Origin of the sequence: Bacillus sp. AFS029533 (assembly GCF_002585125.1) — a bacterium.
Taxonomy (GTDB): domain Bacteria; phylum Bacillota; class Bacilli; order Bacillales; family Bacillaceae_G; genus Gottfriedia; species Gottfriedia luciferensis_B.
In genome coordinates, this window is the sequence record NZ_NUQC01000053.1 from 63567 (window position 1) to 75625 (window position 12059).

The 12059-nt window shown below is 31.8% G+C and carries 9 protein-coding genes; 4 read left to right on the forward strand and 5 right to left on the reverse strand.

Going from position 1 to position 12059, the window contains the following annotated elements:
• Positions 1 to 288: 288 nt before the first annotated feature.
• Both COE53_RS21850 and COE53_RS21855 read right to left on the reverse strand, forming a co-directional pair.
• Entirely contained in the window at positions 289 to 906 is a 618-nt protein-coding gene (locus COE53_RS21850; protein ID WP_025569083.1) for a lysozyme family protein, read from the reverse strand.
• A gap of 225 nt (positions 907 to 1131) precedes the next feature.
• Entirely contained in the window at positions 1132 to 2430 is a 1299-nt protein-coding gene (locus COE53_RS21855; protein ID WP_098948718.1) for a TcaA 3rd/4th domain-containing protein, read from the reverse strand.
• Positions 2431 to 2676: 246 nt separating this feature from the next.
• Here COE53_RS21855 and COE53_RS21860 point away from each other — a divergent pair, with 246 nt between their 5' ends.
• Positions 2677 to 4059: a M48 family metallopeptidase gene (locus COE53_RS21860; protein ID WP_098948719.1), complete on the forward strand. Its 1383-nt coding sequence runs from the start codon at positions 2677 to 2679 to the stop codon at positions 4057 to 4059.
• Positions 4060 to 4167: 108 nt separating this feature from the next.
• Here the strand turns inward: COE53_RS21860 and COE53_RS21865 are convergent, their stop codons facing one another.
• On the reverse strand, positions 4168 to 4761 hold the full coding sequence (locus COE53_RS21865) for a YARHG domain-containing protein (RefSeq protein WP_091023304.1): 594 nt from the start codon (positions 4759 to 4761) through the stop codon (positions 4168 to 4170).
• Between the two features lie 185 nt (positions 4762 to 4946).
• The gene (locus COE53_RS21870; RefSeq protein WP_069033802.1) at positions 4947 to 6596 is read right to left on the reverse strand and encodes a PQQ-binding-like beta-propeller repeat protein; all 1650 of its coding nucleotides are present in this window, start codon (positions 6594 to 6596) and stop codon (positions 4947 to 4949) included.
• A gap of 281 nt (positions 6597 to 6877) precedes the next feature.
• Here COE53_RS21870 and secA2 point away from each other — a divergent pair, with 281 nt between their 5' ends.
• Together secA2 and COE53_RS21880 are read left to right on the forward strand one after the other, a co-directional pair.
• A complete protein-coding gene (gene secA2 / locus COE53_RS21875) occupies positions 6878 to 9262 on the forward strand; it encodes an accessory Sec system translocase SecA2 (RefSeq protein WP_069033801.1) in 2385 nt (794 codons plus the stop codon).
• Positions 9246 to 10154 (forward strand): accessory Sec system S-layer assembly protein, encoded by a 909-nt coding sequence (locus COE53_RS21880; protein WP_069033800.1) that lies wholly within the window; start codon positions 9246 to 9248, stop codon positions 10152 to 10154. The genes secA2 and COE53_RS21880 overlap by 17 nt, the downstream gene beginning before the upstream one ends.
• 93 nt (positions 10155 to 10247) lie before the next feature.
• Here COE53_RS21880 and COE53_RS21885 read toward each other — a convergent pair whose 3' ends face one another.
• On the reverse strand, positions 10248 to 10781 hold the full coding sequence (locus COE53_RS21885) for a competence protein ComK (RefSeq protein ID WP_069033799.1): 534 nt from the start codon (positions 10779 to 10781) through the stop codon (positions 10248 to 10250).
• Between the two features lie 281 nt (positions 10782 to 11062).
• Here COE53_RS21885 and COE53_RS21890 point away from each other — a divergent pair, with 281 nt between their 5' ends.
• Positions 11063 to 11608, forward strand: coding sequence for a sigma-70 family RNA polymerase sigma factor (locus COE53_RS21890; RefSeq protein WP_084006878.1), 546 nt, complete (start codon positions 11063 to 11065; stop codon positions 11606 to 11608).
• Positions 11609 to 12059: the final 451 nt, after the last annotated feature.

Genomic DNA, 12059 nt, shown 5'->3' on the forward strand with positions numbered 1-12059 from the left:
TTACCCTTTTTACATTTAAACCGTAGAATAAAACAATCCAATTCTATTAAACTAGTAAAATTAATAAACTATAATTTTTTTTAACTGAAATTAACAAAAAATTACACTAAAATTAAGTATAAGTCATAAAATGTCGGAATTTGAATTGTTTTTTCAATAATTATATCGGTAAAAAAAGGAAATTGTTTTATTTTATCGAAAGGACAACCATTTTGTAATTAAATTGACACAATTCTAGAATAAAAGTTAAAAAGTCCATAAAGAAGACATTTATCTCTTCTTAATGGACTATGGTTTTCCTACTATATTATTTTTAAGCGGAACTAAAATCTCGAAGTACTTTGTTTTCTTCATTACTTTTTGACTATATGTGAAGTCACCATAACAATATGGATATCTGAAATTTTTCTTATTATTATTACACGTATAAAGCTCAGGATTCTTCTCCACCATCGATAGAGAATAAGTTTTAGCAAGTTGATCTGTATGTTTACCTCCATGTGTTTTTACAAAATCAATATAAGCAATCCCCATATTGTAACTTTGTATTATGGTTTGTAAATCAACGCCTTGCTTTTTACCATAGGAATACACGTCTTTAAAGTGTGATACCCCTTGCTGTATGCTTTTTGAAGTATCTTGAATACTATCCTTTGCTAGCCCTAGTGATTCTGAAGCCTGCATTGGATCTTTTCCTTTACCCTTCGTTTCTTGCATCATTAGTCCTAGTAATAAAGGTGTATATTCTTCTAAATTAGATGTCTTTAATTCAGTGTAAACTTGTGTTTCATACTTCAATACATCTTGGAAATAGTAACGATAGATCGCAAATAACCCAATAATTGATATCAGAAGTGTAAATAAAAGAAGTTTTTTAATAAATTTCCACATTCTATTCTTTTTCATTACCTCCAAACATTTCTCTTTAATACATTATAACGAATATTCCTATTTAAAAAAGCAATGTGATAAAACTACATATATTTGACATTAAAATGTGAAAAAAGAAATATTTCTTATAATAATCATTTAATAAGGATTGTGCTCTTTTAATCCTAGCTTAATAATTGTGAAATCTTCCAACTCTGAAATCAAAAAGAGTCCAACCTAAATTGGACTCTTTTCTACAATTTACTTTATCTCTTTCACTTCTACTATACGATCCATTTTTAATTCATCATTTTCTCTTGAGAAGTGGTAAGTAATTTCAAATGATTTCATTTTAGTTTTACCATGTTTATCAGTTATCTCATACGACTCATTTGTTGTAATGATCATACCCGAATCATCTTGCTTTGAATTTTTCATAGAAAAGCTTGTGAGTTTTTGCGTTGTATCTTTTTTCTTAATTTTGTCTTGATATTCCTTAGACTGTAAGAATGCTTGGCCATTTTGATTAAACAAGCCGTTGATTAGTTGCTTTTCTTCTAAATCAGAAGAAGGCTTAGGACTTGGTAAATACTTATCAAAAAATCGTTTAAGTCCTGCAAAGAAACCATCTTTTTGATCTGTAGTGTCCTGATTTTCTACTGGCGTATCAAACATTAAATCTACATATTTTCCTGTAACCGGAATATCATCCGTTTTAAATAATTCACCATTCTTTTCAATTTCTGCGTGAACTACTGTTTTACCATTTAATAAAAATGGACCAAAACGGTCTAGTTCACTTACTTTTTGCCCCGTATCTTTTCCATTTACAAATAGTTCTGCCTCAGGTTCGTTTGAGTAAATTTGGACATAACTAACATTAAAAGTTAATTCTTGTGATAACTTATTTTTTGAAGCAGACGAAAAATCTATATCAACTGAATCCTTAACATCACTATAAACACCTTTATATGAAATAGCCATAGTGTACTTTCCAGGTAAAATTTTGTGGTATGTTGTTTCATATTCGTATTTATTCAAATGAGTAATATGATTATTTAATTTTAATTCAATGTCATCAATTGGCGAAGAAATCTTTAATTCGAATGGTTGGGCACTTATTAAATACGTTTGATAAATCCCTAAAAATTTACTACCCTTTTTAATTGAAAGCACATAATTTCCACGACCATCTATTAACTTACTATTAATTACTTTATTATTTTGAATCATATCGTCTAATTTATCTAATACATTATAGCTATTTAAGTAATCCATAAATGCGATTACCGATTCTTCATCTAAGGATGCCCCGGTACCGCCTTTTTGTAACATATGTGTGACTTCTTTAAAATTATTATCTGACACAGCTTTATCAAAAATCTTCACTAATCTTTTAGGCGAATTTAAGTAATTTAACGTTAAATGTGTAATTAATATCACGATAATTGGTATTAAAATAAACATCCATTTTCTTTTAAAACTAGGTATTCGTGTTTTTCGCATTGTTCGTATACCCGCTCTTGACAAGGAATTTTGTTCTCTTAACTGAGTTTCCATTTATTTTTAACTTCCCCTTAAATTTTCATTCTATTATAGTGCATGTTTTTAATATATAAATTGAATCTAAATAAATACTTAAAAAAGTAAACTATAGTCTATCATACTATTTTTTATTTAAAGGGTAAAAAGAAATTTTTTTATTATTTAGTGGAAGTAATTGGTTTCATTTCTCTTAAATATATGTATGACATCCTTTCCATTTACTTGTTAAACTATAGGAGTTGAGGTATAGGAGGAGAAAAATTGAAGCCGTTAGTTAATAGGAAAGAATCGATTTATTTTATATTACTTTTACTTTTTAGTATTCCAATTTATTTTTTACTTATTTTAAGTGTTGTTGGTCTTATTATTTTAGGAATTTTAATTGTTTTACCACTCTTTGCCCATTTAATTTTCACTGCCCACATACGTATAAATGGCGTTAAGATTACTGAAAAACAATTTCCAGAGGTATATTTCAGAACAAGAGAAATTTCAAAGGAAATGGGCTTTTATTTTCTACCGGATGTGTATGTAGTCCAATCAGGAGGACTGTTAAACGCCTTTGCTACGCGATTCTTTGGACGAAATATGATTGTTTTATATTCAGATCTATTCGAAGAGATTGAATCAAATCCAAAAGTAGTTGATTTCGTGATTGCACACGAACTTGCACATATTAAACGAAACCATCTTCTAAAACAGGCTTTAGTATTGCCTGCAAATTGGGTTCCTTTTTTAGGCTCGGCATATTCCCGTGCATGTGAGTATACAAGCGATCGAATGGCTAGTCATTATATAAATGATTTTGAAGCATCGACTCAAGCACTTACAATGTTAGCCGTTGGTCGGAAATATTATCAACAAATTGATCAGCGTGAATATTTATTAAATAGTAGTAATGAAAAAGGCTTTTTAATTTGGTTAAGTGAACGATTAATGTCGCATCCAACTTTACCTAAACGTATTAACGCTTTGCATCATTTTAATAATGTAGAAAGTGATATTAAATTTAAAACACCAAAACGCGTATACGGAATTGCAGTAATTGTATTCGGTTTGTCATTCGGGGTTATAGTCGGTGCAGGTTTATTAGTAGAAAAAGCGATTCCGCTAGCACAATCATTCGTTGATGGCTTTTTAGCTGCGGAAACACCATTAACGCAAGCAGTACTTGATAACGATATTGAACAAGTTAAAAAGTTAATTGACGAAGGAGCAGACGTAAATGAATTGAATGATAACTACGAATCTCCACTTCTCAAAGCTTCATATACTGATGAAGATCATCTTAACTTGGAAATTTTAAAGTTATTACTTGATAACGGAGCTAATCCTTCTATAGGAGATGCAGATGATTGGACAATCTTACACGCCGCTGCTTCTATGGGAGACAAGCAAGCAATTGACTTACTACTAAAATACGGGGCAGATATAAACCAGCAAGACAGTTCAGGAGAATCACCTATTTTTGATACAACTTATGAAGTTGATGATGTAAAAACATTCCAGTATCTAATAAAAAAAGGTGCCGACTTATCAATAAAGAATGTGGAAGGAATGACAGTAAAAGAAGTAGCTAAGAAAAATGGAGCAAAGAAAATCTTAAAATGGTTAGATAGTCAAGTAACCGAGATTAAACTTTAAGACATACTCAAGTATTTCCTTATCAAAAAGCGTCAGTAAAAAAGCAAAGTTCATCAATCACTGAACTTTGCTTTTTTACTAGCTTTTGATGTAACTGTCATTTTCCAACTATTCCCTAGATTTAATTAAACTTAAATTATATTTTTCAACATCATTAAGCTCTCCGCCATATGCTGGATTAGGTTTATACCAAGACTTCGAGCTGAAATAAATCGTCAAGTCACTAGATTTAAATACTAAACCATGCCTAGCATAAATCTCATTTCTAGCTAAACGCAATTCATTAGGAGCTAATTTTATTAGATCTGCATTCGTTAGTTTTCTACTATTACTTTCCGGTAAAACATAATCTTTTGATTGCTTTTCTTCATCGGTGACTTTTGTTTCCTTAGAAGTCGCTTCCTTCTTAGTTGTTTCTTTAGCAACTTCCTTAGTTTTTGTTTCAGTCGCCTTTTCACTCTTTGCTTCTTTTTTTACTTCCTTATCCGCTGCTGCCTGTGTAGAAGCATTTTGCGGATGAATATTACCTTCATTCATTATTTTTGGGTAAACATAAAAAATTGCTGTAGCACCAATTATAAGTACTCCAGCTATCGAGAGTATTAACGAAAAATATCGTTTACTACTTAAACCATCTTCCTTATTCTTAAGTTTTCTATGTTCTGAACGACTTTCAACATTGTTTTCTGCCTTATTAGCCAAATTCTTTCACTCCCCTGATACAGTTATAAATAAATACACTTATCATATTATCTAATCTATTTGCTTAAAATCCAATTCTTTTAATAGAAGTTTAATACGTTATTAACACAATTGAAAAGACTTTATCAAATAAACAAGAAATCCCTAGCTCCGCAAACGGAATTAGGGATCATTCATCACTATAATTATTTAATATTGACGCTAATATATTTACCTCCTCTAGTTCCAACAATTACTTGTTGTCCAACTACAACTGGAGACGCCTCAATATTTGCACCTAGATTGATCTTATTAATAATTTTTCCGCTACCACTTATTAAGTACAGGTTACCAACGGAATCACCTTGAATGAAGTAAGCTTTATTGTCCTTTGTATAAACCGCTACTGTAGATGACCAAGCATAGTTTGGTAACTCTAAATGCCATTTTTCTTTCCCCGTAACAGTATCATAGCTAATTAACAAGCCCCCATTCATCCTTTTATACCTTGAAATATTAAAGATAACCTGCCCTTTTAATGGCCCGGTTCCAACAATTGGCGTCGCTAACAGTCCACCATTAACAGGATGATTACCTTTTATCGAATAACCGGGTATCTTCTTCTCCCAAATTACTTTACCAGTAAGCCCATTTAACTTTTGAATGCGTGCATAGCCTTTAGTTCCTTGTTTATCGATTTCAGAACCTGTGTATAAAAACGGTGTACCATTTGAATTCTCTATGACAATTGACGCATCCGTATCATCATATGCATTATTTGCCCAAATTGGCCTTTTCTTAATAATATCCAGCGCTTGAATACCACCACCATTATCGGCGAAGTATGCAATATTTTTAAATACCGCTACTGAATTTTCAATACCTTGATAAGAATTATTTTTAAGTTTATATCGATATTTTGAAATTACTGGAGAAATTTTTATCTTTTGAGCCTTTGGATCATATTTAGTATTTAGTTTTATAAAATAAACTAGTCCATTTTCCCCGCCGACTAACATAGCATCATCTTCACGGTTAAATAACGCAGAGCCATCAAAAGCTCCCCAACCGCGAAAAGAATAAGAATCAATTCCTGGAATAAATGCTAATTGAGAGCCATCAATCAGACTAAAAATCCTCATACCTATTTTTCCGGTTTGTGGTATACCTTGTCCAACATATAAAAGAGGATAACCACGTGGATCAAGAGCTACACTACCCTTAATTGGATTTTGAATATTAATTGGATTTCTTGTTTTCTTACCTGTTGCTAAGTCTAAAAAGTAAACTCTTCCATCTAAAGATCCATAGACTACTTCTTTAAAATTTGACTTTGTTTTAAATTGAGAATATAAATTCATAATTTTTTGTTCTTGTGGTTTCCATTCAATTACACTAGGTTGGCCAGTCCATCCTGATCCCCCGCCCCATCCAGATGAAGAAGAAGTTTGAAACGACCAGCTCTTAACTAACATTTGCTTTGAAATAATTGTCGTTCCCATCGAACCGTTATTTCGGAAAGGTCCGCCTCGAAAGCTCAATATTCCATTAATCGTTTGATACTGCTCTGGGAAAGGCCTCGTAAACACTTTTGTACTATTACTGAAACTATACGATAAGTTTTTACTACTTGGGAGTGGATTCAGTTGTAGTGCTTCCCATTTTTTTGTTTGATTTGTCTCAACCTTTTGAAGTGTCGATTGCTCACTACTCTTTTGATCTGTTGCAGCTTTTACTTCATTATTACTTATTAAATTGGTCTCATGTTTTGTGCCTCTATGTTTCAACGATGGTGAACTAAATATACTTGTTAAAAGTATTGCAGCAGAAAAGATTATTCCGATCTTTGTCTTCAATTAAGCTCTCTCCCTCATATCTTAGTAGACTATTAATATGAAACTACTAAGATTATATATAATAGGAAGTAAGCAATTTGTCACATTTTGAAATTAACTAGTTATTTTTACTTAAAGATTGATCGCTTCATTTTGATTCCTAATGATTTTTACTTTAGTATTAATAATATAATTTTCAATCTTTTCTATAAATTCCCACTATTTACACCTTGAGTCCCGTAAAACTTATGATACATTTAAAGAAGAGGCTTGATAGATTACCAGCTCAGGAGGGAACACCCTTGATCCAGACTTTGCAAAAAATTATTGGCAATCGAAAATTAAAAGAGTATGAAAAAGTTGTTCAAGAGATAAATACAAAAGAGCCATTCTATGAAAGTCTTCTAGATGAAGATTTGCGTAAATTTACTGATCTATTAAAGCAAAAAATTTCTAATAACGAAGCCGTTACTCATGAAATTACAATAGATGCTTTTGCTCTAGTACGTGAAGCATCAAAACGTGTTTTAGGGATGCGCCCTTATGATGTTCAATTAATTGGTGGACTTGCATTACTAGATGGAAATATTGCTGAAATGCCTACTGGGGAAGGAAAAACATTAGTTTCTTCATTACCTGCCTATACTCGTGCGCTTGAGGGAAAGGGCGTGCATATTATTACCATAAACGAATATTTAGCCCGACGCGATGCGGATCAAATTGGGCAAATTCACAAATTTTTAGGTCTTACAGTAGGTTTAAACATTCCCAACTTAACTCTAGAGGCTAAAAAAGCTGCTTACAATGCAGATATCACTTATGGAATCGGAACAGAATTTGGTTTTGATTATTTACGAGATAATATGGTTACTTCTTTAGTTGATCAAGTTCAACGCCCATACCATTATGCAATTATTGATGAAGTCGACTCAATATTAATAGATGAAGCAAAGACACCATTAATTATTGCAGGAAAAAAACCCGCACAGTCACACTTATACTCGCTTTGTGCACGCTTTATTCGTACGTTTATAAACGATAGGGATTATTTTTTAGATCAAGAAACTAAAGCAATTACTTTAACTGAAAAAGGGATCTCAAAGATTGAAAAAGCCTTTATGATTGAAAATTTATATGACCTAGAACATACAACGCTTTTCCACTATGTTCATAACGCATTGCAAGCCGATTTAGTATTCCAACGCGATGTTGATTATATTATTCAAGAAGGCGAAATTAGACTAATTGACTTATTTACTGGCCGAATTATGGAGGGACGCTCATTAAGTAACGGTCTCCATCAAGCAATCGAGGCAAAGGAAGGGTTAAAAACAACTGAAGAAAATCATACGGTTGCATCAGTAACAATACAAAATTATTTCCGGATGTACCCAATTCTTTCTGGCATGACTGGAACTGCAAAAACGGAAGAAAAGGAACTCCTACAAATTTATAACATGGAAGTTATTCGAATTCCTACTAATAAACCGGTAATTCGTATTGACCATGAGGATATTGTGTTTGAAAAAACAGAAGAAAAACTCAGAGCAGTTCTAGAAGATGTAAAATTACGACATAAAAAGGGACAACCAATTCTAATTGGAACAGCCTCCATTCGTCAATCTGAAGTACTCGCAGAATTATTAGAAAAAGAATCGATAAAGTTTCAGCTCCTTAATGCAAAAAATGTTGAAGAAGAGGCAAAGATGATTGCCATAGCTGGGCAAATAGGTATGATTACCATTTCAACCAATATGGCGGGTCGAGGGACTGATATCTTATTAGCTGAAGGTGTATCAGATTTAGGGGGTCTTCATGTAATTGGAACCGAACGTCATGAAAGTGAGCGCATTGATTTCCAATTAAGAGGGCGTGCAGGGAGACAAGGGGACACTGGTTCATCTCAATTCTATCTGTCATTAGAAGATGAATTATTTGTAAAATATAATCCAGAAAAGCTAGAGAAATTATTTAAGAATCTACAGGCTGATCAATTTGGTAAAGTACTAAATTCTACGATCCAAGACTTTGTTTCATCTACACAAAAGCTCTGTGAAGGAAAACAATCTTCAATTCGTGAATGGCAGCTTAAATTAGATGGTGTTGCAAATGAACATCGACGTATTATTTATAAATTAAGAAATAACTTGTTACAAAATGAAACTGGTTTAGACTGGTTTATTGGTCAAGCTGAAGAAACTGTTAATCACTTATTAATGCAATTCTATCCTAAAGATAGTACACCTGAAGATTGGGATCTACTTGAAGGAAAAATAGCACTTGAACAACTTATACCACCACTTCGAATAGATATTGAACATTTTAATACTGAACAAGAGATTTGGCATAACGTTAAAGAAGCTTTTTCAGTATATAAAGATGTATTAAGCGGTATAGAGGAAGAGAAAAAAATAATACTTATTAGTATTTTAAAAAGCACGGCATTAAGTACGATAGATTTATATTGGACTGAACATTTAGAGCATTTACAACAATTGATTGAGGGGATACACTTAAGACAGTATCAACAAGAAGATCCAATCCGACTATATGAATTTGATGGATTTACTCTGTTTGAACATACTTATAACTCGATACAACAAGAAATATCAGCAAATCTTGCTTCAACATTCCAAGAATTATCTTGTCCACAGGGGGTAGAAAAACAAAATGTTATCATCGATTAAGCGTTTATTACAAAAGGGTAAAGATTCAACAGTTTCATCGAGTGATTTATTGCAACAAACATCTACTGATCAAGCAGTTCAAGTTGAAGAAAATGAAGTGGTTGAAATTTTTCCTAAAATTTCATTCCATCCATTAATGCATATTGAGGATGAAAAGCGTTATGTTTATCAATTTTTAAACAACGAGCTTTCTCCTTTAAAACCAAATCAATTATCATTATCTGCAATCGAACTTGAAACTAATGATGACGGAAGTGCAACTGTTACAGCATTTGTTCGTAACAGTTTAGAAAAATTAGTTCGTTTAGAAGATGCTATTCTATTATTGATTAGTGAAGAAGGAGAACTATTAGCTAAAAAAGGCTTTAGACTAGAAGAGCTTGGCGAAATGCCTCCTTGCAGTAGCCGCCCATGGCGCTTTGTTTTTGAACGAGAGTATTTACTAAAAGAGGACTTGCCTGAAAAAGGTTTTGAGTTAGCATTTGATTTATCAAAAACTATCCACCGATTAGATATAGATCCAACATGGGAAGGTCGACTTACTGAAGAACAAATTACAGAATTAAGTAATCTTGTAAATTCTTTACCTAAATTACGTATAAATGAAGTGAGCTTACATGCTTTACGAGCAAGCTATAATGAAGAAGGCAACTTAGGCGTTAATATTTTAGTTCGAAATGGATCAACACAAGCTGTTAGTCTAGAATTACTACCACTGGAAATGTTAAATGAGAATGGCGAAATAATTGCGAAAGGCTTATTCACACTACCTCCATTAACAATCCAGGCAAATACGAGTAAACCATGGACATTTATCTTCCCTAAAGAACTAGTAGAAATAAATGCGTTCTCACAATGGACAATCAGAATTCCTGAACAAGAAGTTATTTAAGGCATAATTAAAGAATAGATTCACAGTGTTTAAAGCAGGATTTACGATCAATAAGATCTTAAGGCCTGCTTTTTTGTATTTCTTGCCTCTAGCCTACCCATCAAAAGAATATCCTTCTATTAATTCCTTAATCATCATTAACTTTTCTTCATCTGATTTTAGTTTATATTCCACTTTCTGACTTAAATACATACTAATAATCTTTGTTGCTTTACTAACTTGTTTATCAAAAATGTAATAAGAAATTGAGAATATCCTCTCTTCTCCATTCCTAAACTGTATTCTTGTTTTTCTTTTTTCTTTTATATATTTATTTATTTGGATAAAATTTAGCCATTTGCAAGATATGTTATTTTGCGAAGATGTAGGAATCATAATAATAGATAATGTGGGATTAATCATAAGAGGAATCTTTTTCATAGTTGGGTATTTACTTTTTACGACTTCGAGATGACCTTTAATAGATTGATTATGGTAGAGGGCTGATTCTTTCAAGATTACTTTCATTGGCCGCTTTGAATAGATCACTCCTTTGTTTTTATCTGTTATTTTGGTTAAATACTCTGGATGATCCGCAGCTTCAATCAGCATTGTTTCATACGATACAACATAATCTAATTTTGACATATGTGCCTCCTTTGAGGATTTTTTACATATCGATTATACCAAAATTATCTTTTCTTATTTTTGAAACTTCTATGACCGTTTTTCCAGTGTTTAGTAAACTTTACTTCTTTTAAAAATATAAATAGATAAGGTTTCATTTCATTATTTCTGGCAAATTTAACGTTTTAAATTCAATACTCACGTTTCACTCTATTTTATTTATTCTTAATTGATGTATCCAAATATGATATATTTCTTATATTTTTATATAGTTACTTCACCGCGGAATACACTCAGGGGGCATGCCTTTAAGAAAGGCAGTAAGCGTGAAATATAGTGAAGAACATGTAGACTATCAAGTTGTTTCAGGAAAAATGAAGCCAAATACATTCGAGGAATGCTTAAACCAGTATTCCCGAATGATAAAAGCAACTATGAAGAAGTTACATATATATAAAAATTTTGATGAATATTATCAAATTGGTCAAATAGCATTATGGATGGCTTATCAGCAATATCAAACTGAGAAAGGGAGTTTTTCAAGTTATGCTTATATTACAGTAAGAGGCTATTTATTAAACGAGCTATCCAAAGCAATTAAATATGATGAAAGAAACGTATTCTCCGAGCAAGGTATAGAAGATTTAATACATTTTGATGAGGCATTTCCACTTGTTAATTTTAAGAGTTTTCTAGATGGAATTTCCCCCTTGCAGAAGCAAATTCTTATTGAACGTTTTTATTTCAATCACGAATTTCCTCAAATTGCAAAAAATTTAAATATGAAAGAATCTAGTGTACGATCTAGTTATCGTTATGCATTAAAAAGATTAAGAGATTCAAAATAAACTTTTAAAAATAAAGTAATCTATTTATTGGTTACTTTCAGATTGTTGAAATAAAAAATGGTCAATAGGGAAAACGGACATTAAATGAACATTTATTAATGATGAAATTATCATTTTTTGGATGTTCTATTTATGGTTTTAAATGTTAATATGTTTGAGCAATTTTATGATTCTAATAACACTAGTAATGTTTTATCAGTAGTTAAAAATTTTATGAGCTAATTTTTAGAAAAGTATATTCAATTGATTAGTATTTAATGTTCGATATTAATTAACCTACAAACTGATTAATAAACAACTGTTAGGTTACTCTAAGTAAAGGTTATTTGATTAGGATTTATTGCATACTTTTTTTGATGAATAAGTTGATTGGAACGGAGGGGTGCTCGACTCCTTTGGGATAAGCGGGAAGGCTGAGACTCCGCAGGCTCGCCGAGGAGGCTAAAGAATC

What these genes read in the sequence shown, in the direction of transcription:
- COE53_RS21880 (WP_069033800.1), top strand. Translation starts at nt 9,246, where the DNA reads ATGTTATCATCGATTAAGCGTTTATTACAAAAGGGTAAAGATTCAACA.
- COE53_RS21850 (WP_025569083.1), bottom strand. Translation starts at nt 906, where the DNA reads ATGAAAAAGAATAGAATGTGGAAATTTATTAAAAAACTTCTTTTATTT.
- COE53_RS21855 (WP_098948718.1), bottom strand. Translation starts at nt 2,430, where the DNA reads ATGGAAACTCAGTTAAGAGAACAAAATTCCTTGTCAAGAGCGGGTATA.
- COE53_RS21890 (WP_084006878.1), top strand. Translation starts at nt 11,063, where the DNA reads ATGCCTTTAAGAAAGGCAGTAAGCGTGAAATATAGTGAAGAACATGTA.
- COE53_RS21885 (WP_069033799.1), bottom strand. Translation starts at nt 10,781, where the DNA reads ATGTCAAAATTAGATTATGTTGTATCGTATGAAACAATGCTGATTGAA.